Source organism: Variovorax sucrosi (assembly GCF_051216635.1).
Taxonomy (GTDB): Bacteria; Pseudomonadota; Gammaproteobacteria; order Burkholderiales; family Burkholderiaceae_C; genus Variovorax.
Genome location: NZ_JBPJZU010000003.1, coordinates 344,190 through 366,139 on the forward strand (window position 1 = coordinate 344,190; position 21,950 = coordinate 366,139).

General features: G+C 69.9%; 20 protein-coding genes. 14 read left to right on the top strand and 6 right to left on the bottom strand.

Annotation, left to right across the window (positions count from 1 at the left end; all coding sequences use genetic code 11):
* Window positions 1–3 precede the first annotated feature (3 nt).
* From ACSFBE_RS07780 to ACSFBE_RS07790, 3 genes are all read right to left on the bottom strand, one after another.
* Complete coding sequence (locus ACSFBE_RS07780) at window positions 4–1,152, bottom strand: mandelate racemase/muconate lactonizing enzyme family protein (protein ID WP_435489805.1); 1,149 nt, start codon at window positions 1,150–1,152, stop codon at window positions 4–6.
* Between the two features lie 40 nt (window positions 1,153–1,192).
* On the bottom strand, window positions 1,193–2,188 hold the full coding sequence (locus tag ACSFBE_RS07785) for an NAD(P)-dependent oxidoreductase (protein ID WP_435489806.1): 996 nt from the start codon (window positions 2,186–2,188) through the stop codon (window positions 1,193–1,195).
* Between the two features lie 163 nt (window positions 2,189–2,351).
* Window positions 2,352–3,161, bottom strand: a complete 810-nt coding sequence (locus ACSFBE_RS07790) for a FadR/GntR family transcriptional regulator (RefSeq protein ID WP_435489807.1) — start codon at window positions 3,159–3,161, stop codon at window positions 2,352–2,354.
* A gap of 146 nt (window positions 3,162–3,307) precedes the next feature.
* On the opposite strand from ACSFBE_RS07790, the gene ACSFBE_RS07795 reads away from it, so the two are divergent.
* Genes ACSFBE_RS07795 through ACSFBE_RS07805 form a run of 3 tightly spaced genes read left to right on the top strand, consistent with a single transcriptional unit; the run spans window position 3,308 to window position 6,689 of the window.
* The gene (locus ACSFBE_RS07795; RefSeq protein WP_435489808.1) at window positions 3,308–4,279 is read left to right on the top strand and encodes a 2-hydroxyacid dehydrogenase; all 972 of its coding nucleotides are present in this window, start codon (window positions 3,308–3,310) and stop codon (window positions 4,277–4,279) included.
* Window positions 4,280–4,305: 26 nt separating this feature from the next.
* Window positions 4,306–5,775, top strand: a complete 1,470-nt coding sequence (locus tag ACSFBE_RS07800; RefSeq protein WP_435489809.1) for an NAD-dependent succinate-semialdehyde dehydrogenase — start codon at window positions 4,306–4,308, stop codon at window positions 5,773–5,775.
* Window positions 5,776–5,804: 29 nt separating this feature from the next.
* On the top strand, window positions 5,805–6,689 hold the full coding sequence (locus ACSFBE_RS07805) for an NAD(P)-dependent oxidoreductase (protein ID WP_435489810.1): 885 nt from the start codon (window positions 5,805–5,807) through the stop codon (window positions 6,687–6,689).
* Window positions 6,690–6,710: 21 nt separating this feature from the next.
* Here ACSFBE_RS07805 and recJ read toward each other — a convergent pair whose 3' ends face one another.
* Both recJ and ACSFBE_RS07815 read right to left on the bottom strand, forming a co-directional pair.
* Entirely contained in the window at window positions 6,711–8,444 is a 1,734-nt protein-coding gene (recJ, locus tag ACSFBE_RS07810; RefSeq protein WP_435489811.1) for a single-stranded-DNA-specific exonuclease RecJ, read from the bottom strand.
* On the bottom strand, window positions 8,441–9,409 hold the full coding sequence (locus ACSFBE_RS07815; protein WP_435489812.1) for a hypothetical protein: 969 nt from the start codon (window positions 9,407–9,409) through the stop codon (window positions 8,441–8,443). Before ACSFBE_RS07815 ends, recJ begins: the two co-directional genes overlap by 4 nt.
* A 60-nt stretch (window positions 9,410–9,469) precedes the next feature.
* On the opposite strand from ACSFBE_RS07815, the gene ACSFBE_RS07820 reads away from it, so the two are divergent.
* The 3 genes from ACSFBE_RS07820 to ACSFBE_RS07830 all read left to right on the top strand — a co-directional run bounded on the left by ACSFBE_RS07820 (window position 9,470) and on the right by ACSFBE_RS07830 (window position 12,139).
* Window positions 9,470–10,726: a lipoprotein-releasing ABC transporter permease subunit gene (locus ACSFBE_RS07820; RefSeq protein WP_435489813.1), complete on the top strand. Its 1,257-nt coding sequence runs from the start codon at window positions 9,470–9,472 to the stop codon at window positions 10,724–10,726.
* Window positions 10,719–11,411 (top strand): lipoprotein-releasing ABC transporter ATP-binding protein LolD, encoded by a 693-nt coding sequence (gene lolD / locus ACSFBE_RS07825; protein ID WP_435489814.1) that lies wholly within the window; start codon window positions 10,719–10,721, stop codon window positions 11,409–11,411. Before ACSFBE_RS07820 ends, lolD begins: the two co-directional genes overlap by 8 nt.
* Before the next feature lie 119 nt (window positions 11,412–11,530).
* The gene (locus ACSFBE_RS07830) at window positions 11,531–12,139 is read left to right on the top strand and encodes an ATP-dependent Clp protease proteolytic subunit (protein ID WP_435489815.1); all 609 of its coding nucleotides are present in this window, start codon (window positions 11,531–11,533) and stop codon (window positions 12,137–12,139) included.
* On the opposite strand, the gene ACSFBE_RS07835 is transcribed toward ACSFBE_RS07830, so the two are convergent.
* Complete coding sequence (locus ACSFBE_RS07835) at window positions 12,140–12,526, bottom strand: RidA family protein (protein WP_435489816.1); 387 nt, start codon at window positions 12,524–12,526, stop codon at window positions 12,140–12,142.
* A 183-nt stretch (window positions 12,527–12,709) separates the two neighbouring features.
* On the opposite strand from ACSFBE_RS07835, the gene ACSFBE_RS07840 reads away from it, so the two are divergent.
* Genes ACSFBE_RS07840 through ACSFBE_RS07875 form a run of 8 tightly spaced genes read left to right on the top strand, consistent with a single transcriptional unit; the run spans window position 12,710 to window position 21,845 of the window.
* Window positions 12,710–14,296, top strand: coding sequence for an ABC transporter substrate-binding protein (locus ACSFBE_RS07840; RefSeq protein WP_435489817.1), 1,587 nt, complete (start codon window positions 12,710–12,712; stop codon window positions 14,294–14,296).
* A 20-nt stretch (window positions 14,297–14,316) separates the two neighbouring features.
* Window positions 14,317–15,258 (top strand): ABC transporter permease, encoded by a 942-nt coding sequence (locus ACSFBE_RS07845; RefSeq protein ID WP_435489818.1) that lies wholly within the window; start codon window positions 14,317–14,319, stop codon window positions 15,256–15,258.
* Window position 15,259: 1 nt separating this feature from the next.
* The gene (locus tag ACSFBE_RS07850) at window positions 15,260–16,099 is read left to right on the top strand and encodes an ABC transporter permease (RefSeq protein ID WP_435489819.1); all 840 of its coding nucleotides are present in this window, start codon (window positions 15,260–15,262) and stop codon (window positions 16,097–16,099) included.
* Entirely contained in the window at window positions 16,099–17,139 is a 1,041-nt protein-coding gene (locus tag ACSFBE_RS07855) for an ABC transporter ATP-binding protein (protein WP_435489820.1), read from the top strand. The genes ACSFBE_RS07850 and ACSFBE_RS07855 overlap by 1 nt, the downstream gene beginning before the upstream one ends.
* A 3-nt stretch (window positions 17,140–17,142) precedes the next feature.
* The gene (locus ACSFBE_RS07860) at window positions 17,143–18,150 is read left to right on the top strand and encodes an ABC transporter ATP-binding protein (RefSeq protein WP_435489821.1); all 1,008 of its coding nucleotides are present in this window, start codon (window positions 17,143–17,145) and stop codon (window positions 18,148–18,150) included.
* A gap of 2 nt (window positions 18,151–18,152) precedes the next feature.
* Complete coding sequence (locus ACSFBE_RS07865; protein WP_435490003.1) at window positions 18,153–19,484, top strand: alanine racemase; 1,332 nt, start codon at window positions 18,153–18,155, stop codon at window positions 19,482–19,484.
* 2 nt (window positions 19,485–19,486) lie between these two features.
* Window positions 19,487–20,386 (top strand): MurR/RpiR family transcriptional regulator, encoded by a 900-nt coding sequence (locus ACSFBE_RS07870; protein ID WP_435489822.1) that lies wholly within the window; start codon window positions 19,487–19,489, stop codon window positions 20,384–20,386.
* Entirely contained in the window at window positions 20,379–21,845 is a 1,467-nt protein-coding gene (locus tag ACSFBE_RS07875) for an N-acyl-D-amino-acid deacylase family protein (protein ID WP_435489823.1), read from the top strand. The genes ACSFBE_RS07870 and ACSFBE_RS07875 overlap by 8 nt, the downstream gene beginning before the upstream one ends.
* The last annotated feature ends 105 nt before the right edge of the window (window positions 21,846–21,950 follow it).

The following is a 21,950-nucleotide window of genomic DNA, read 5'->3' on the forward strand; positions in this document are numbered from 1 at the left end:
GCTTTAGAACTTCACGACATAGCCGGGGCCGTCGACCATCGGGTACTTCTCGAAGATCGATTCGTCCACCTCGATGCCGAGGCCGTGGCCCTTCGGCGGTTCGACGCAGCCGTCGGCACCGATCTGGAAGGTGCTGCCGAACATGTCGCGGAAGGGGTTGAACTTCGACACGCAGGCCTCGAAGTAGCCGGCGTTCTCGGTGGCCGCCAGGAAGTGCAGCGTGGCCGCATGGTTGAGCCCGGTGGCCGAGCTGTGCGCATGCACGGGAATGCGAAAGGCCGAGGCCATGGCCGCGATGCGCACGCCTTCGGTGATGCCGCCGCTCTTGGACAGGTCGGGCTGCCACACCTGCACCGCGCCTGCGTCCAGCATCTGGCCGAATTCGAAGCGGGTGAAGTGGTTTTCGCCAGCGGCGATCGGCACCAGCGGCGTGATCTTCGCGGCCTCGCGGTACGACGCGAAGTCGTTGCAGGCGAAAGGCTCTTCCAGCCAGCCGGCGTGGATGTCCGCCAACGCTGGCAGCACGCGTCGCACATCGGCGATGGTGTAGGCGGTGTTGGCGTCGGTCAGGATGTCGATGTCCTCGCCCAGTACCTCGCGAACCTTGCGCACGCGGGCGATGTCGCTCTTCACCGTGTCGCCGATGCGCAGCTTGACGGCCTTGTAGCCCTGCTCGACATACGACTGCGCCTCCTCGGCCATCGCCTCGGCCGGCTGGTAGCCCAACGCGATACCGCCCGCGTAGGCCGGAATGCGGCGGTGCGAGCCGCCCAGCAGTTCGTACAGCGGCATCTTGGCAGCCTTGCCGCGGATGTCCCACAGCGCCATGTCGATGCCCGACAGCGCCAGGCAGGTGCCGGCCCCCAGGCCGTGGCTCGACAGTTGCATGCGGTGCACGCGCTGCCAGGCGCCCACCACGTCGGTCGCGTTCATCCCCACCAGCAGCGGCTGCAGCGTGTTGTGCACCAGCGCCGTGATGGCGCCGGGGCTGCGGCCGGGGTGCGCCTCGCCATAGCCGGTGATGCCTTCGGAGGTCTCGACGCGGATGATGATGCAGTCGCGCTTGAGCGTGCTGCCGATGCCCATGGTCACGGTCTTGCCTTCGGGCAGACGGTAGGACAGCGGCACGGCGGTGATGCGGGTGATCTTCAAGGGATGTCTCCTGTGCGTTGAAAGAGAGAAAAGAACGGGGTCAGGCGCCCGCCGCGGGTGGCGTGGCGAAGACCTCGGGGTTGACGATGTTGGGCGGCCTTTCGCCGCGCAGCAGCAGCGCCGCCAGCGTGTCGACGGCCAGCAGGCCCATGGCGCGCTCCGCCTCCTGCGTGAGGCCGGCGAGGTGCGGCGTGAGCAGCACGCCGGGGTGCTGGCGCAGGACGCTGTCGTCCGGCAGCGGCTGGGTCTCGAACACATCGAGCACCGCGCCGGCGAGTCGGCCCGTATCGAGGGCGGCCGCGAGATCGTCCTCGCGCAGCACGGCGCCGCGCCCGACGTTGACCAGCACCGCCGTCGGCTTCGCATGCGCGAGCACCTCGGCGTTCACCATGCCGCGCGTCTGCGGCGTGAGCGGGCAGGCGATCACGAGGAAGTCGCTGGCGGCGAACAACGCCTTGAGCGACAGCGTCGCGATGCCCGCAGGCACCTTCGACGGCGTGCCGGTGCACACGGCCAGCGTCATGCCGAAGCCGCGCTGCGCGATGCTGCCGATGCGCTGGCCGATGGCGCCGAAGCCGACCAGCCCCAGCATGCGGCCGCGCAGCTCGAAGGTGCGGGCGCCGGCCTGCGTGCGCGCCGCCCAGTCGCCAATGCGCACGCTCATGTCGAAGGCGGCCAGCTGACGGCTGTGTGCCAGCAACGCCGCGAATACGTACTCGGCCACCGCGTTGGCATTGACCGCCGGCGTGTTGCCCACCGGGATGCCGTTGGCCGTGGCGCGGTCCACCGGGATGAAGTCGAGCCCGACACCCTGGCGCATCACGCCGCGCAGCGCGTTCGGGCGGTCAAACAGGTCGGGCGGCAGCAGGCGCCGCACGACCAGGCCCTCCGTGCTCTCCATGGCGTCGCGCAGCGCCGCGTCGCTCTGCGCGTGCGTGAGCCCGTCAGGCAGTTGCGACACGGTTGCCCATTCGTCGAGGCAAGCCTGCGCATCGGGGTGCAGTGGGTCTGTCAGAAGAACACGAGGAGGAGGCATGGCGTGGGTCGGTGGCCGGTCGACCTGGACGCGAGCCCGTTCGACGGCGGCAGGTGTCGCCTGCCGTCGCTTGTCTCGGTCGTTCAAGGGTGCATTGCCAATGAAGTTGTGTGATGAATCTATCACACAACTTTCGCGCTGACGACCGGGTTTCTGCCGAGCGTCAGCGCTTGGACGTCGCCGTGCCGCCGAGCTTGGCGCGCGCCACGCGCTGCGCCGCCGCGCGGCTGTCACCGGTCCAGAAATCTTTGCCGGCCTGTTCGATGCGCTGGCCGGTGTTGTGCATGTGCAGGAAGGCGGCGGTGCGCGCGGCGGCGGGGTCGCGTGCCTTGATGGCGACGCAGATCGCTTCGTGCTCGGCCAGCACTTGGGCGGCGAGGTCGGCGCGCCGCGCCTCGTTGGCGCGCGTCAGGCGGATCGCATCGTGCAGCGCCCGCGTGAGCATGCCCAGAAGCTCGGTGTAGTGCGGGTTGTGCGCGGCGCGCGAGATGGCGATGTGGAAGGCCAGGTCTTCGGCCACGCCGTCGCCGCCGTCTTTCACGGCGCGGGCGATAGCGCGCAGCGACTGCTGGATCAGGGTCATCTCGGCACCGGTGCGGCGCTCGGCCGCCAGCGCCGCCATCTCGGCCTCGATGCCGCGTCGCAGTTCGAGGATGCGCAGCACCCCCTCGGCCGGGTTCTCGTGCGGCTGGCCGAGGCGGAAGGCGTCCGACACCTTCGGGTCGCGCACCACGGTGCCGCTGCCCTGGCGTGTTTCGACCAGGCCTTCGGACTTGAGCCGCGAGATCGCTTCGCGCACCACCGTGCGGCTCACGCCGTACTGCTCGGTCATCGATTGTTCCGTCGGCAGGCGCGTGTTGACCGGATAGACGCGCGCCCGGATGTCGGCCGCGATGAGCCCCGTCACGCGATCGGCCAGGGTGCCTTCTGTGGCGATGCGGGCGTTCGGTTCGTCGGTGGTGGAGAAGGCCATGGCGGTCGGTGATGCGGGCGGTTCGGAGGGAGCGAAGAATACCACCGGCATTCGTGCCCTTGACAAAGTGATATGACGTATTTGTAATACGACCTGAGACAACGCGGCGCTTTCCGGGCTGCGAGAAAACCCTGATCGCCTCCGTCATGACCCTTTCGCCACGGCCCCGCGCCTTCCTGTGCCGCCGCTTCACGCCCGCCGTCGAGTCCGCCCTGCAGGAGCGCTTTGCGCTGCAGGTGAACGACGACGATTCGATCCTGCCTTCGGCCGAGATCGCGCGCCGTGCCGAGGGCTGTGAGGTGCTGTTCGTCAGCGCCACCGAAGCCATCGATGCCGCCACCATTGCCCAACTCGCGCTCACGCTGCGTGTGATCGCCACCCTGTCGGTGGGCTACGACCACATCGACATGGCGGCAGCGCGTGCGGCCGGGGTGCGGGTGCTGCACACGCCCGACGTGCTGAGCGATGCCTGCGCAGAGATCGCGGTGATGCTGCTGCTCAACGCCTGTCGCCGTGGCTTCGAAGCCGATCGCTTGGTGCGCAGCGGTGCATGGGCTGGCTGGGCACCGACGCAACTGCTGGGCATGGGTCTGGTCGGCCGCCGGCTCGGCATCTTCGGCATGGGCCGCATCGGCCGTGCCATCGCCGTGCGCGCCCGCGCCTTCGGCCTCGCTGTCCACTATCACAACCGGTCGCGGCTCGACGCTGCGCTGGAAGAGGGCGCGACCTACCACAACACGCTCGACGGCCTGCTCGCCGCAAGCGACATCCTGATGATCGCGGCGCCCGGTGCGCCGTCGCTGCGCGGCACCTTCGACGCCGAGCGGCTGGCGATGCTCCCTGCAGGCGCCGTCGTGGTGAACATCTCGCGCGGCGATCTGGTCGACGACGAGGCGCTGCTCGCCGCGCTGAAGAGCGGCCAGGTGCGCGGCGCCGGGCTCGACGTGTTCGCCAACGAGCCGCACGTGAACCCGGGCTATCGAACGATGGACAACGTCTTCCTGTCGCCGCACATCGGCAGCGCCACGCACGAGACCCGCGATGCGATGGGCTGGCTGCTGATCCACGGCGTCGAGGCCCTGGCGCGTGGCGAGACGCCCGACAACCTGCTTTCCTGATTTCCACCCCCCCAACGACCTTTGCCATGAAGCTCCAGCACCCCGATCTCTTCCGCCAGCAATGCCACATCGATGGCCGCTGGGTCGACGCGTCCGACGGCGCGACCATCGCCGTCACCAACCCGGCCGACGACAGCGTGCTCGGCACCGTGCCGCGCCTCACCGCGGGTGATGTGCGCAGCGCCATCGATGCGGCGCACCAGGCGCTCCCCGGCTGGCGCGACACCAGCGCGAAGGAGCGCTCGCGCCTCATGCGCCGCTGGTACGACCTCTGCATGGCGAATCAGGACGACCTCGGGATGCTGCTCACGCTCGAGCAAGGCAAGCCGCTGGCCGAGGCCAAGGGCGAGATCGCCTACGGATCGAGCTTCATCGAATGGTTTGCCGAAGAGGCCAAGCGCGTGTATGGCGACGTGATCCCGGCCGCGACGATGGACCGCCGCATCGTGGTGCTGAAGCAGCCGGTCGGCGTGGTCGCAGCGATCACGCCGTGGAACTTCCCCAACGCGATGATCACGCGCAAGGCGGGTGCCGCGCTGGCGGCCGGCTGCACCATCGTCATCAAGCCGGCGTCGGCCACGCCGTACTCGGCGCTGGCCCTGGCGCAGCTCGCGGCCGAGGCCGGCATTCCCGCCGGCGTGCTCAACGTGGTGACCGGCGCGGCATCGACCGTCGGCGGCGAACTCACCGGCAGCCCGATCGTGCGCAAGCTGTCGTTCACCGGTTCCACCGAGGTCGGAAAGAAACTCATGGCGCAATGCGCGGGCACCGTGAAGAAGGTGTCGATGGAGCTGGGCGGCAACGCGCCCTTCATCGTGTTCGACGACGCCGACCTCGACGCCGCGGTGGCCGGCGTGATGGCGTCGAAGTTCCGCAACGCGGGCCAGACCTGCGTGTGCGCCAACCGCATCTTCGTGCAGGCCGGCATCTACGACCGATTCACCGAAAAGCTCAAGACCACGGTCGAGGCGCAGGTGGTCGGCAACGGCGTGGAGAAAGGCGTCAACCTCGGCCCGCTGATCGACGACGCCGCCGTGGCCAAGGTGCGCGAGCACATCGAAGACGCCGTGTCGTTGGGCGCGCAGATCGTGACCGGCGGCCAGGCGCACGCGCTGGGCGGTCGCTTCTTCATGCCGACCATCCTGGCGGACGTCTCGCCCCAGTCGAAGCTGATGCAGGAAGAAACCTTCGGCCCGGTGGCGCCGCTGATCCGCTTCGACACCGACGAGCAGGCGGTGGCGATGGCCAACGACACGCCCTTCGGCCTGGCCGCGTATTTCTACACGCAGGACTACGCGCGGGCCTGGCGCGTGGCCGAGGCGCTGGAGGTTGGTATCGTCGGGCTCAACGAAGGGTTGATCTCGACCGAGCTCGCCCCTTTCGGCGGTATCAAGGAATCGGGTATCGGGCGCGAAGGCTCCAGGTACGGCATCGACGACTACCTCGAGATCAAGTACGTCTGCGCCGGCGGCCTCGGCCGTCCGATACGGGCATAGGCACCACAGTTTCAGAGCAGGAGATACGAATGGAAAACATCGGACTGGTCGGCGTCGGCCTCATGGGCCACGGCATCGCGAGCAACATCGTCAAGCACGGCCACCCCTTGTCGGTGCTCGAGCACCCGGGCAACCAGCCGCTCGATGCGCTGAAGGCGGCGGGCGTCAGGACCTTCGCGACGGCGAGCGAACTCGCCGCCGCGGTCGACGTGCTGATCCTGTGCGTCACCGGCACGCCGCAGGTCGAAGCGGTGCTGCTGGGCGACACCGGCGTGCTCAAGGGCATCCAGCCCGGCACGGTCATCATCGATTGCTCGACCGCGCTGCCCGATTCGACCGAGCGCCTCGCCAAGATCGTCGCCGATGCCGGCGGCCGCTTCATGGATGCCGCGATGACGCGCACGCCCAAGGAAGCCGCCGAAGGGCGCCTCAACCTGCTGGTGGGCGGCGATGCCGAACTGTTCCGCGACTGTCGGCCGCTCTTGGCCTGCTTCGCCGAGAACATCACGCACGCCGGCCCGGTCGGTGCCGGCCACCGCATGAAGCTGCTGCACAACTATGTGTCGCTCGGCTCCGTCGCGCTGATCGCCGAGGCCGCCGCCTGCGCCGAGCGCGCCGGTGTCGACCCCGAAGTCTTCATCGACGTGCTGGTCAAGGGCGGCGGTGGCGGCACCGCGCTGGAGCGGTTGCGGCCCTTCCTGATGAACCGGGACCCGAACGGGCTGCGCTTCGCGATGTCGAACGCGCTGAAGGACCTGGGCTACTACACGGCCATGGCCGAGGCCAGCCATTCGGCCCGCACCATCGCCGAAGGCGTGCGCCAGACCTTCGACAGTGCGGTGCAGGCCGGCAACGGCGACGCGCTGCTGCCGGAACTGGTGGCCGTACTGGCGAAGCGCGGCGACGGCGCCTGAGCGCAGCGGCCCTCAGCGGCCTCAGTGGCCGTCTGCGCCTTCGGCCCCTTCGATCAGGAAGCGCACGCGGCGCACACCCTGCCATTCGTCGGCGTCGAGCCGGAAGGCCAGCACCACCTTCGGCGGCAGCGGCTCGGTGTGGCCGAACCAGATGCCGTCGACCGGCTTGCCCTGGTGCTTGAGGCGCAGCGCCAGGTGCTTCTCGCCGACCAGGCGCTGCGAGATCACCTCGACCTCTTCGCTGAAGGTCGGCGGCGCGAAGCCCTGGCCCCAGACCTCGCGATGCAGCGTGTCGACCAGGTCGACGCGCATGTACTCGGCGGCGATCGGGCCGTCGGTGTCGATGCGGCGCGTGAGCGATGCAGCGTCGAGCCATTCCAGCGCGACCTGCGCGAGCGCGCGCTCGAAGGTCGGGAACTGCTCGCGCGCCACGGTGCAGCCCGCCGCCATCGCATGGCCGCCGAAGCGCAGCAGCACGCCCGGGTGCCGCTTGGCGACCAGATCGAGCGCATCGCGCAGATGGAAGCCGGGGATGGAGCGGCCCGAGCCCTTCAGCTCCTGCTCCTTGCCCGGCGCGCCGCTGGCGGCGAAGACGAAGGTCGGGCGATGAAAGCGGTCCTTCAGGCGCGAGGCGACGATGCCGACCACGCCTTCGTGGAAGGCCGAGTCGAACACGCTGATGGCCGCCGGCACCGATTCGCCGCCGGCGCTGTCGACGTCGAACAGCGACTCGGCCAGCAGCAGCGCCTGCTCGCGCATGCCGCCTTCGATGTCGCGCCGTTCGCGGTTGATGCCGTCGAGCAGGCGCGCCAGTTCGTCGGCGCGGCCCGCGTCGTCGGTCAGCAGGCATTCGATGCCCAGCGTCATGTCGGCGAGCCGGCCGGCGGCGTTGATGCGCGGGCCGAGCGCGAAGCCGAAGTCGAAGGTGGTGGCGACGGGCGCCTTGCGGCCGGCCGCACTGAACAGGGCGGCGATGCCAGCGGGCAGCGCGCCCGCGCGGATGCGGCGCAGGCCCTGCGCGACGAGGCGGCGGTTGTTGGCGTCGAGCTTCACCACATCGGCCACGGTGCCCAGTGCCACCAGCGGCAGCAGCGCGTCCAACTTGGGTTGCGTGGCCGCATCGAACACGCCGCGCGCACGCAACTCTGAACGCAGCGCCAGCAGCACATAGAACATCACGCCCACACCGGCGATGCTCTTGCTCTGAAAGTCGCAGCCGGGCTGGTTCGGGTTGACCAGCACGTCGGCGTCGGGCAGTTGCGGGCCGGGCAGGTGGTGGTCGGTCACCAGCACCTGCAGGCCGCGCGCCTTGGCGGCGGCCACGCCGTCGACGCTGGCGATGCCGTTGTCGACGGTGACGAGCACGTCGGCACCGCCATCGGCCACGCGCTCGGCGATCGGCGGCGTGAGGCCATAGCCGTCGACCACGCGGTCGGGCACCAGGTAGGCGACGTGCTTCGCGCCGAGCAGCTTCAGCCCGCGCACGGCCACCGCGCAGGCGGTGGCGCCGTCGCAGTCGTAGTCGGCCACGATGCACAGGCGCTTGTCGTCACGGATCGCGTCGGCCAGCAGCACGGCGGCGTCGCGTGCGCCCTTGAGCGTGTCGGGCGGCAGCAGGCGCGCCAGGCCGTCGTCGAGCTCTTCCTTGCCGAGCACGCCGCGCGCCGCGTACAGCCGTGCCAGCAACGGGTGCACGCCGGCCTGCTCCAGCGCCCAGACGCTGCGCGGCGGGATGTCGCGGGCGACGATCTTCACAGCGCGGCCAGCACAGTGGTGGCCTGTGTGCGGCTGAAGAGGTTCTTCACCCAGCCCAGGGCACCGCGCGGCTGCGGCGCGAAGCGGCGCGCGCTGCGGTCGCCGCAGAGCGTGAGCTGCACCGACTCGCCGCGGCGGTAGGCCGCGAGCAGTTCGGCGATCGGGCCGGCGTCGAGCGCCTGCCAGGCGGTGGTCCAGGCCGCGGCGTCGTCGCGCAGGGCCGGAGCGCGCAGCGTGTCGAGCACCGTGGGGGCATCGGTGGCCGGAGGCGTCGTGGTCGACAGCACGCCGGTGCCGCTCAGCCAGAAGGAGTTGATCGGCTGCAGGCCGCGCGCGATGCGCTCGTCGTTGACCCGCTGCGTGTAGAGCAGCATCTGCATCTCGTTCTGCAGCTTGCGCACCGGCTTGAGCGCGTCCGACAACGGCGCCCAGGCCGAGATCGGCCCGCCGGCGGCGCGGTCCAGCGATGCGGTGGGCAGGCCGCGGAACAGCTCGCCGCGTGCCAGCCAGCGACCGGGTGCGGTCGATCGCCGCAGCACGATGCCGTCTTCCTGGAAGAAGGGGCGGGCGGCTTCGAGCAGCGCCTGCGATTCGGCGGCGTCTATCGCCATGTCGCCCGGGTCGTGGAGCACCACTTCGTCGATGGCGACTTCCCAGTGGCACAGCGTGAGCACGGCCCAGGGCTCGTCGGCGCCGGCACGCGAGAGGCCGGTCTGCTGCGCTTCGCGCGCGCCCCAGGCGATGCAGCCGTCGGCGGCCTCGATGTCGAGAGCGCGGGCCAGCGCGCGCTCGTGCGGCGGCGTGAGGGAGGTGTCGGCCTGCGTGTCGTCGTGGGCCACGGCGAGGCGGGTGAGCAGGGCGTCGAGATTCGGGAGTTGCAGCGTGGCCAGCGCGGCGGAACAAGCGGAAGACCCGCGGCCGGCAAAGGGGATCAGCAGGTGCGTCGAGGAAGAGGGAAGGGGCATAAGGCCTATTGTCGGGCCGCGCCCCGGCGCGTTCAGGCGGGATGCCACAATTCCGCCCCTATGCCCCTCCCCTACGAACTGCAACTCGGCTGGCGCTACACGCGTGCGGGCCGGGCGACGCGGCGCAACGGCTTCATCTCCTTCATCTCCGGTGTCTCGATGCTCGGCATCGCGCTGGGCGTGGCGGCGCTGATCATCGTGCTGTCGGTCATGAACGGCTTCCAGAAAGAGGTGCGCGACCGCATGCTCGGCGTGGTGTCGCACATCGAGATCTTCTCGCGCGACGGCCAGGCGCTGCAGGACATCGGCCCGATCATGGACGCGGCGCGCAAGAACCCGGAGGTGATCGGCGTGGCCCCCTTCATCACCACCCAGGCACTCATCGCACGCGGCGAGGACATGAAGGGCGCGCTGGTGCGCGGCATCGAGCCCAAGCTCGAACCCGAGGTGACGGACTTCGCCAGCACCGCGCAGAAGGGCGCGCTCGACAAGCTGGTGCCCGGCGAATTCAGCATCGTGCTCGGCGGCGAGCTGGCGCGATCGCTTTTCGTGCGGGTCGGCGACCAGGTCACGCTCGTCGCCCCGGGGGGCCAGGTGACGCCGGCCGGCGTGGTGCCGCGGCTCAAGCAGTTCACCGTGGTCGGCACCTTCGATTCGGGGCACTACGAATACGACTCGGCGCTGGCGATGATCCACGAGCAGGATGCGGCGCGCGTGTTCCGCCTCGAAGGGCCGAGCGGCGTGCGCCTGAAGCTCAAGGACCTGAACCAGGCGCGCCAGGTGGCCGACGAGCTGGCGGTGACGCTGCCGGGCTCCTTCCTCATCCGCGACTGGACGCGGCAGAACAAGACCTGGTTCGCCGCGGTGCAGGTCGAGAAACGCATGATGTTCATCATCCTCACGCTGATCGTCGCGGTGGCGGCCTTCAACCTGGTGTCGACGCTGGTGATGACCGTGACCGACAAGCGCGCCGACATCGCCATCCTGCGCACGCTGGGCGCGAGCCCGAGAAGCATCATGGGCATCTTCGTCGTGCAGGGCGCCATGGTCGGCGTGATCGGCACGCTGGGCGGCCTGCTGCTGGGGCTGGGCATCGCCTACAACATCGACGTGATCGTGCCGGCGCTGGAGCGGCTCTTCCAGGCCAGCTTCCTGCCCAAGGACATCTACCTCATCAGCCGGATGCCGAGCGATCCGCAGCAGTCGGACATCATGCCCATCACCCTGATTTCGCTGGCCCTGGCCTTCGTGGCCACGCTGTACCCGAGCTGGCGCGCTAGTCGCGTGAATCCCGCGGAGGCACTTCGCTATGAGTGAAGCCAACACCGGCAAGGTCGTCCTCAAGGTGCGCGGCCTCACCAAGCGCTTCCACGAAGGCCGCATCGACCTGACCGTGCTGCACGGCGTCGACCTCGATGTGCATGCCGGCGAAACGCTGGCCATCGTCGGCGCCTCGGGCTCGGGCAAGAGCACGCTGCTGCACCTGATGGGCGGGCTCGACGCGCCGACCGCGGGCAGCGTCGAACTGCACGGCCAGAACATCGCGAAGGCAGACGCCGCCGAACAGGGCCGGCTGCGCAACCAGCACCTGGGCTTCGTCTACCAGTTCCATCACCTGTTGCCGGAGTTCAGTGCGCTCGACAACGTGGCGATGCCGCTGAAGATCCGGCGCGCTCCGCCGGCCGAGCAGGCGGCCGCCGCCGAGCAGATGCTCCGGGCCGTCGGCCTGGGCGAGCGCCTGCAGCACCGGCCGGCCGAGCTGTCCGGCGGCGAGCGCCAGCGGGTGGCGATCGCACGCGCGCTGGTCACCCAACCCGCCTGCGTGCTGGCCGACGAACCGACCGGCAACCTCGACCGCAACACCGCGGACAAGGTGTTCGAACTGATGCTCGACCTGGCGCGCCGGCACGGCACCGCCTTCGTGATGGTCACGCATGACCAGGACCTGGCGAAGCGTTGCGACCGGGTGCTGCAACTGGTGGCGGGGCGCCTGGCCGGTTGAGGCGGTCGCGGGCCACCCGGGTCACCCGCGTCACCCGGATCTAGGCGCGCGAGTTCGCAAAGCGCTAGGCTTGCGCCTCGACCGACCCTCCAGACCGTTCAACCACAGGAGCTCTCCCCATGCTGCCCATGCACTCGATGGAATCCGACGACCCGCGGCCGGCTGCCACGGCCGAGCCGCGCAATGCCTACCTGGAAGAAAAGGCGTTCAAGTCGCGCACCCTGCTGATCTTCGGCACCATCACCGATTCGGTGGCCGCCGACGTGACGCGTCGGCTCATCGCGCTGGACGCCGACAACGCCGAGAAGCCGATCGACATCCTGGTGAGCTCGCCCGGCGGGCATCTGGAGTCGGGCGACGCCATCCACGACATCGTGCGCTTCATCAGCGCGCCGGTGAACATGATCGGCACCGGCTGGGTCGGCAGCGCCGCGACCCACCTCTACCTGGCGGCGCCGCGCGAGCGCCGCGTCTGCCTGCCCAACACCCGCTTCCTGATCCACCAGCCGAGCGGCGGTGCCGGCGGGCAGGCCACCGACATCGCGATCCAGGCGCAGGAGATCATCAAGGCGCGCCAGCGCATCGCGCACGAGATCGCACGCGAAACCGGCAAGGCGCTCGACCTGGTGCTGGCCGACATCGAGCGCGACCGCTGGCTGTCGGCCGAGGAGGCGGTCGAGTACGGGCTGGTCTCGCGCATCATCCAGCGCAAGACCGAGCTGCTGTAGTCAGCGGGGCTTGTAGGCCACGACGTCGACCTCGACCTTCGCGTCGACCATCAGCCGCGCCTCGGTGGTCGAGCGGGCCGGCTTGTTCTCACCGAAATAGCCCATGTAGATGCGGTTGAAGGCACCAAAGTCGCGCGCGTCCTGCAGCCAGACGGTGCTCTTGCAGACGTCGTCGAGCGTGGCGCCGGCCAGCGCGAGCACCGTCTTGAGGTTCTCCATCACCTGGCGCGTCTGGGCTTCGATGCCACCGGCCACGATCTCGCCGTCCTTGTTGGCCGGCACCTGGCCCGACACGTAGATGAAGTCGCCGGCGCGCACCGCCGGGGAGAAGGGGCGGACCTGACGGTCGGAGGCGAGGGGCGGGGCGCCGAGGTATTCGAGGGGCATGAGGACTCCAGGGGACGAAGGATGATCGGAAGAGGAGCCCGAAGTATCTCTCCAAAGTGAAAATATCTTTCATGGGCGCGTCAAACCGCGGGTAAACGCGGATGATTTGGCATGGATAGTGCTTCAAAGTCCGGGCCGGAAAGAAAATTTCTTTCAACCCTCGCCCCTTCTTCAGGAGTCCCCATGCCCCACCTCGGTCGCGTCCCACGCCTGTCCTTGCCCTTGATGTCCAAGCGCAGCCTGCTGGGCGTTTCCTTGCTCGCGCTGCTGTGTGCCGCGCTGCCGTCGCACCACGCCCACGCCCAGGGCCAGGGGTCGCGCAACTTCGCGACGCTGGCGATGGTGGCCGAGCCGCAGACGCTCGACCCGATGGCCTCCACCGCCGACCTGGTCGGCACGATCATGCAGCACGTCTACGAGCCGCTCTACACCTTCGACGCCAAGTGGAACGTGGTGCCGATGCTGGCCGAATCGATGCCGAAGATCTCGGCCGACGGCAAGAACTATGCGATCACGCTGCGCAAGGGCGTGATGCTGCACAGCGGCCGCGAACTGACGGCCGACGACGTGGTCGCCAGCCTGCAGCGCTGGATCGAGCAGTCGCCGCGCGGCAAGGCCCTCGGCAAGGTGGTCGACAGCCTGAAGGCCAAGGGGCCGCTCGCCGTCGAGATGGTGCTGAAAGAGCCGTATGCGCCGCTGCTGGCCCAGCTGGCCCTGCCCAGCGGCATGGCCGCGATCATGGCCAAGGAGACCAATGCCTCCCCGCTGAAGGACTTCGTCGGCACCGGCCCCTACAAGTTCAAGGAGCGCAAGCCCGACCAGTACGTGCTGCTGAGCCGCTTCGACAAGTACAGCGCGCGCAAGGAAGCGGCCAACGGCTACGGCGGCAAGCGCGAGGCGGCCATCGAAGAACTGCGCTTCGTGCCGGTGCCCAACGCCAGCACCCGTGTCGAGGGCGCGCTGGCCGGCCAGTACGACTTCGCCGACCTGCTGCCGGTCGAGGCCTTGTCGCGCCTGGAGAAGGCCGCGGGCAAGACGGTGCCGATCATGACCCCGGCCTTCGGCTTCCCCTACCTGGTGCTCAACACCAAGGAAGGCGTGGCTGCCAGCCAGCCGATGCGCCAGGCGATCCAGATCGCGCTGGGCGAGGGCGAGATGCTCGCCGCCGGCTTCGGCGACACCCGCTTCTTCGTCGCCGAGGGCAACCACTTCCCGAAGGGCTCGCCCTTCTATGCGACCGCCGGCACCGAGCAGTACAACCAGCGCAACGCGGCCAAGGCCAAGGAGGCTGCGGCCAAGGCCGGCTACAAGGGCGAGCCGATCCGCGTGCTGACCAGCCGCCAGTACGACTTCCACTACAACATGTCGCTGCTGATGGCCGAGCAGCTCAAGCGCGCCGGCTTCAAGGTCGACTTGAACGTGGTCGACTGGGCCACGTTGGTGCAGCGCCGCAACGATGCCAAGCTGTGGGACATCTACGTGACCCACTCGGGCCAGTTCCCCGAGCCGATGCTGTCGCCGCCGCAACTGGGCGACGGCGCACCGGGCTGGTGGGACACGCCGGCCAAGAAGGCGGCGCTGCAGGCCTTCAATGTCGAGAGCGACCCCGCCAAACGCGGCGCGCTGTGGGGCAAGGTGCAGCAGGTTGTCTACGACGAGGTGCCCTACATCAACGTGGGCAAGTTCAACGGCCTGTCGGCCAGGAGCCCCGCGCTCGACAACTACCAGCCCGCGACCTGGCCCTTCTTCTGGAACGCCCGCATCAAGTAAGACCGACGACTGCAGCGCACATGATTCGTTATCTCGCTTCCCGTGCCGCCGGCATGCTGGTCGTGCTCGCCCTGGTCGCGGTGCTGGTGTTCATCCTCACCCGCGCGGCCTCGGGCGACCCGATCTCGGTGCTGCTGGGCGACCAGGCCACGCCCGCCGACATCGCGCGGGTGAAGAAGGACTACGGCCTCGACAAGCCGCTGCCGGTGCAGTTCGGCTACTGGCTGCGCGAGGTGCTGCAGGGCAACCTCGGCCAGTCGATCTTCCTGCAGCGACCGGTGACGCAGGCGCTGTGGGAGCGGGCCGAGCCGACCACGCTGCTGTCGCTCATGGCGGTGGGCATTGCGGCCTTGATCGGGCTGCCGTGCGGCATCGTCTCGGCGGTGTTCCGGGGCCGCTGGATCGACCAGTTCTTCACCGGCATCGCGATGCTCGGCGCCAGCATCCCGAGCTTCTGGTTCGGCATCGTGCTGATCCAGTTCTTCGCGGTGTCGCTGGGCTGGTTCCCGGTGTCGGGCTACGGCGCGCCCGACGCGCCGCTGGCCGAGCGGGTGCATGCGCTGATCCTGCCGGCCACGGTGCTCGGCATCCTGAATTCGGCGCTGATCATCCGCTTCGCGCGGGCCTCGATGCTCGACGTGCTGGGCGAGGACTATGTGCGCACCGCCCGCTCCAAGGGGCTGTCGGAAACGGTGGTGGTGCTCAAGCATGCGTTGCGCAATGCGCTGGTGCCGATCGTCACCGTGCTGGGCCTCACCGCCGCGCTGATGGTCGGCGGCGCGGTCGTCACCGAGACGGTGTTCGGCCTGCCCGGCGTCGGCAGCCTGGTGGTCAATGCGGTGCTGCGGCGCGACTACCCGGTGATCCAGGGCGCGCTGCTGGTCATCGCGGCCATTTACGTACTCATCAACTTCTCGATCGACCTGCTGTATGCGGTGGTCGACCCGCGCGTGAAAGTCTGACATGCCGATGCCCCGACTCCTGCGCCAGCTGATGCACCGTCGCATCGTCATGCTGTCGGCCGTCGTGCTGCTGGTGATCGCGGTGCTCGCCATCGGCGCGCCCTGGTTCGCCTCGGCCGACCCGAACGACACCGCGGTGCTCGAGCGCCTGAAGGCACCGAGCGCCCAGCATCTGATGGGCACCGACGAACTCGGCCGCGACCTCTATGCGCGCATCGTGCACGGCGCGCGCTATTCGCTCGCCATCGCCGCGCTCACCGCGCTCGGCTCGGTGGTGTTCGGCACGCTGCTCGGCCTCATCGCCGGCTTCTTCCGCCGGCTCGATGCGCCGCTGATGCGGCTGGTCGACGCGATGATGTCCTTCCCCGACATCCTGCTGGCGATCGCGCTGGTGGCCATCCTCGGCGCCTCGCTCGGCAACGTGGTGCTGGCGCTGGTGCTGGTCTACACGCCGCGGGTCGCACGGGTGGTGCGCGCGTCCACGCTGGTGGTGCGTGAGCTGCTCTTCATCGAGGCGGTGCGGGCGCTCGGCGTGCGCACCTCGCGCATCCTGTGGCGGCATGTGTTGCCCAACCTGCTCTCGCCGATTCTGGTGCAGGTGTCCTTCATCTTCGCCTACGCCATCCTCGCGGAGGCCGGCCTGTCTTTCCTCGGCGTCGGTGTGCCGCCCGAGATCCCGACCTGGGGCACCATGGTCGCGGGCAGCCAGCAATATGCCAACCGCGCCTTCTGGGTGGTGCTGTTCCCCGGCCTGGCCATCATCCTGACCGCGCTGTCGCTGCAACTGCTGGGCGACGGCGTGCGCGACCTGCTCGACCCCAAGCTTCAGAAGACCGTCTGATGACCGCGAACACCGAAACGCCGCGCCTCGCGGTCCACAACCTCAGCACCTGCTTCCCCACCGAGGCCGGCCTGGTGCGCTCGGTGGCCGACGTGAGCTTCTCGATCCTCCCGGGCAAGACCACCGCGCTGGTGGGCGAGTCGGGGTCGGGCAAGTCGGTCACCAGCCTCACGCTGATGGGCCTGCTGCCCAAGACCGCGAATGCGCAGATCCACGGCCAGACCGCCTTCGTCACGCGCGAGGGCAAGACGGTCGACCTGCTGACGCTCGGCGGGCGCGACATGCGCGCGCTGCGCGGCAACCAGCTGTCGATGATCTTCCAGGAGCCGATGACCAGCCTGAACCCGGTCTTCAAGATCGGCGAGCAGATCGCCGAGAGCGTGCGGCTGCACAAGGGGCTCGACCGCACGGCGGCGCTGGCGCATGCGCGGCGCATGCTCGACCTGGTCGAGATCCCGGCGGCCGGCCAGCGGCTGCACGAGTACCCGCACCAGCTCTCCGGTGGCATGCGCCAGCGGGTGATGATCGCGCTCGCGATGGCCTGCGACCCGACGCTGCTGATCGCCGACGAGCCGACCACCGCGCTCGACGTGACCATCCAGGCGCAGATCCTGGCGTTGATGCGCCGCCTGCAGCGCGAGACCGGCATGAGCATCCTCTTCATCACCCACAACCTCGGCGTGGTGGCGCACCATGCCGACGACGTGGTGGTGCTCTACGCCGGCCGGGTGGTCGAGCATGCGCCGGTGCGGCCGCTCTTCGCGGCACCGCGGCATCCCTATACGCAGGGCCTGCTGGCCTGCCTGCCGGGCCATGCGGTGCGCACCGGCGGTGTGCGGCCGCGCCGGCTGTTCGCGATCCGTGGCCAGGTGTCGAGCCCGCTGGCACCGCCGCCGGGCTGCGCCTTCGAGCCGCGCTGCGACCAGGCGATCGCCGCCTGCCGCGACGCGATGCCGCCGCTGATCGCGACCGAGGCTGGGCGGCAGGCGCGCTGCATCCGCGTGCCGGCCGCCGTTGAATCCTTCGAGAAGGCCGCCTGAGCCATGACGACTTCCATCGCCTCCTTTCCCGACACGAACGCCGAGGTGCCGCTCATCGAGGTGCGCCGGCTGAAGAAGTACTTCGGCTCGGGCGCCCGGCCGGTGCGCGCCGTCGACGACGTGTCCTTCGCGATCCGCGCCGGCGAGACGCTCGGCCTGGTCGGCGAATCGGGCTCCGGCAAGAGCACCATCGGCCGCACGGTGCTGCGGCTGCTCGAGCGCAGCGGCGGCGAGGTGCTCTACCGCGGCGACGACATCGGCCAGCTGTCGGGCGAGCGCATGCGTCGCCTGCGCAGCAAGCTGCAGATCATCTTCCAGGACCCCTACGCCAGCCTCAACCCCAAGATGCGCATCGGCGCCATCCTCGGCGAAGCGCTGGCAACGCACGGCCTGCACAAGGGCGCCGCGGCCCGCGAGCGCCGCATCGCCGAACTGCTGGAGACGGTCGGCCTGCGGCCGGAGCACGCCAGCCGCTTTCCGCACGAGTTCTCCGGCGGCCAGCGCCAGCGCATCGGCGTGGCCCGCGCGCTGGCGGTGGAGCCCGAGTTCATCGTTGCCGACGAGCCGCTGTCGGCGCTCGACGTGTCGATCCAGGCGCAGGTCATCAACCTGCTGGCCGACCTGCGCGAGCGGCTGTCGCTCACCATGCTCTTCATCTCGCACGACCTCGACGTGGTGGAATACCTCTGTGACCGGGTGGTGGTGCTCTACCTCGGCAAGGTGATGGAAGTGGCGACGACGGCCGAGCTTTTCGAGCGGCCGCTGCACCCCTACACGCGCGCCTTGCTGGCGGCCAGCCCCAAGCCCGATCCGCTGCAGCCGAGCGAGCACGTCGCGCTGAAGGGCGACATTCCGAGCCCGATGGATCCGCCCTCCGGCTGCGTCTTTCGCACCCGCTGTCCGCATGCCATCGACGCCTGCGCAGAGACGGTGCCGCCGCTGGAGGCCCGCGCCCCCGGCCGCTTTTCCGCCTGCATCCGAACCGACCTGCTTCCGACCGCCTTCCAATGACCATGACCGACCACGCGACCGACCACGCCATCTCCGCCACCATTGCCGTCGACGACATCGACGACCCGCTGCTGAGCAGCGCGCTCAAGGGCTTCCCCCGCACCGCTGCACCGCTGCGCCGCAGTGCCCTCCGGCAGACCGGCTGGAACCTGCTGGCCGGCGACCTGCCGCTGCCGGTGGCGCTGCTCAAGCGCGAGGCGCTGGAGCACAACCTGAGCTGGATGCAGCGGCGCGTCGATGGCTGGGGTGTCGAGCTGGTGCCGCACGGCAAGACCACCATGTCGCCGCAGCTCTTTCGCAAGCAGCTCGAGGCCGGCGCCTGGGGCATCACCTTCGCCACCGTCACCCAGCTCGCCGTCGGCGTGGCCGCGGGCGCGCGCCGCACGCTCATCGCCAACCAGGTGGTGAGCGAGCAGGACCTGGCCGGCATCCAGTTGCTGCTGCGCACCCATGCCGACCTGCGCATCGTGTTCCTGGTCGACTCGGCGGCGCAGCTCGCGCTGATCGAAGACTGGGCCGGCCGCCACGCCGACAGCGTGCCCTTCGAGGTCATGGTCGAGATCGGCGTGGAAGGCGCCCGCACCGGCTGCCGAACCCACGCGCAGGCCGTGGCGCTGGCCGAGCGGCTGCATGCGAGCACCGCGGTGCAGCTGGTCGGCATCGAATGCTACGAAGGGCAGGGCGCCACCGGCGAGAGCGGGCCCGACACCGCCTACACCAACCAGCTGATGGACCGGGTCGAGGCGGTGGCGCGCCACTGCGAAGCGCAGGCGCTGTTCGACGGCGACGAGGTGCTGGTCTCGGCCGGCGGTTCGGCCCTGTACGACCTGGTCGCGGCGCGGTTGAAGCCGGCGCTGCGCATGCCGGTGCGCGGGCTGCTGCGCTCGGGTTGCTATGTCACCCACGACCACGGCACCTACCAACGCCTGCAGGTCTCGATCGACGCGCGCATGGGCTGCGCGCAGGGCGAGAGCCTGCGCCCGGCCATGGAGGTCTGGGCCACGGTGCAGTCGTGCCCGGAGCCGAATCTGGCGATCGTCGCGGTCGGCAAGCGCGACATCTCCTTCGACCTCTCGATGCCGACGCCGATCGCGCGGGCCGCGCTCGGCGCGCGGGCGACCTCGCCGGTGCCGGCCAGCTGGCAGGTCAGCGCGCTCAACGACCAGCACGCCTACCTGCGCTGGAGCGCCGCCGACGACGCGCTGGCGCCGGTGGTCGGCGAACGCATCGGCTTCGGCATCTCGCACCCCTGCACCACCTTCGACAAGTGGCACTGGATGCCGGTGGTGGACGACGACTACCGCGTCGTCGATGCGGTGTCGATGCACTTCTAGCCATGGCGTCCTCCCTGCTTCAGCGCGTGGCCGAGATCCGTGCGGCCGCGCCCGCCACCCGGCGCGCCATCCTCGACCTGATCCTCGAAGACCCCGACCGGGTGCTGGAGGAAAGCTTCGAGCTGATGGCCGAGCGCTCGCGCAGCTCGGTGCCGACCATCATGCGCACCTGCCGCGACCTGGGCTTTGCGGGCCTGCGCGAATTCAAGCTGGCGCTGGCCCAGGAACTGGCGCTCGGCGGCTCGGCGCTGCACCGGCGCGTCAACATCGCGGACGCGGCCGACGAGGTGGTCGCGAAGATCGCGCGCAGCGCCGCGGCCTCCGTCTCGGGCGTGCGCAGCCAGCTCGACATGGGCGTGCTGGAAGGCGCGGTCGCGGCCATCGCGGCGGCCCCGCACGTCGATCTGTACGGCGCCGGTGCGACCTCCTGGTTCATGGCCAGCGACCTGCAGGCGCGGCTGTTCCGCCTCGGCCTGTCGGCCAACGCCTGGTCCGACTACCACCTGCAGCAGGTGGCGGGCGCGGCGCAGCGGCCCGGCGGCGTGGTCATCGCCATCTCGCACGTCGGCGGCATGCCCTCGCTGCTGGATGCGGTCGACATCGCGCGCGGACAGGGCGCGAAGGTCGTGGCACTGACGCGGCCCGGCACGGCGCTGGCGGCCAAGGCGGACTTCGTGCTGGGCCTGTCGGTGCCCGATGACGCGGTGATGCACGTCGGCATCGATGCCTACCTCACGCACCTGACGGCGATCGAGATCCTGACGGTGCTGGTGGCGCAGCGCCGCGGCGAGCCCGCGGTGCAGCGGCTGCAGCGCGCGCGCGAAGCCTTCCAGCGCCACGGCATCGACGCCACGACGCATCCGCTGCAGAGCTGGGACGGCGGCGGGGTGACGCATGGCTGAGCCCCGCACGCACACGCTGCTCGAAGGCGGCCTGGTGATCGACGGCAGCGGCGGCCCGTCGTGGCCGGGCGACGTGCTGCTCGGCGGCGACCGCATCCTCGCGCTGGGCGAGGGCCTGCGGCAGCGCCTGCCGGCCGGCGTGGCGATCGGCGATGTGGACGTGGTGCCCTGCGCCGGCCAGGCGATCGCGCCGGGCTTCATCGACGCTCACACGCACGACGACGCCATCGTGCTGCGCGACCCGCTCTGCCTGCCGAAGGTGTCGCAGGGCATCACCACGGTGGTGACCGGCAACTGCGGCATTTCGCTGGCGCCGTACCGCACGGCGCAGTCGAAGCCGCCGCTCACGCTGCTGGGCGCCGATTCGTTCCGGCATGCCTCGATGGCGGACTACCGTGCCGCCGTGGCCGAGGCCCGGCCTGCACTCAACGTGGCGGCGCTGGTCGGCCACACCACACTGCGTTTCGCGACCATGAAGGCGCTCGACCGGCCGGCCGACGCGGACGCGCTCGCACGCATGGCGGCCCTGCTCGACGACTGCATGGTGCAGGGCGCGCACGGCCTGTCGTCCGGCCTGTTCTACGAGGAGGCCATGGCGGCGCCGGCCGACGAGGTCACCGCGCTGGCGCGCGTGGTCGCCCGGCACGGCGGCGTGTACGCGACGCACCTGCGCAGCGAGATGCAGCAGATCATCGAGGCGATGCACGAGGCCGGCGACACCGCCTTCGCGGCCGGCGTGCCGCTGGTCATCTCGCACCACAAGTGCGCCGGCCCGGCCAACTGGGGCCGCACGAAGGAAACCCTGCCGCTGATCGAGGCGCTGGCCGAGCGGCAGAAGATCTCGATGGACGTCTACCCCTATGTGGCCGGGTCGACCGTGCTGCGCGAGGACCTGGTCGACGGCGTCATCGACGTGCTGCTCACCTGGTCCGACCCGCATCCGGAGATGACCGGCCGGCTGCTGTCCGACATCGCGCGCGAATGGGGCGTCGGCGAGCAGGCGGCCTGCCTGCGGCTCAAGCCCGGCGGCGCCTGCTATTTCCAGATGCACGAGGAGGATGTCGAACGCGTGATCGCGCATCCGCTCACGATGATCGGCAGCGACGGCCTGCCACACGACCGGCATCCGCATCCGCGCCTGTGGGGCGCCTTCCCGCGCGTGCTGGCGCGCTACTGGCGCGACCGTCGGCTGTTCACGCTCGAACAGGCGATCCACAAGATGACCGGCATGACCGCGCGCAACCTGCGCATCGCCGACCGCGGCCTGCTGCGCCTGGGCGCGATGGCCGACGTGGTGGTGTTCGACCCGCAGACGGTGGCCGACACCGCCACCTACGACCGGCCGCACGGCGTGAGCGTGGGCATCGAGCAGGTCTTCGTCAACGGGGTGCGGGCCTACCGTGGCGGCGAGGCACGGGTGCTGGCGCGGGCCGGCCGGATGCTGACGCGCGGTCGCTGAGGGCCGCGCTGGCGCGGTGCCGGGGCGGTGCCTCAGGCGGCGGTGGCCGGCTTTTTGCTAGAGACCCCGCATGTCTGTACCCGGCCGTCCCGCGCTTGCCCACGC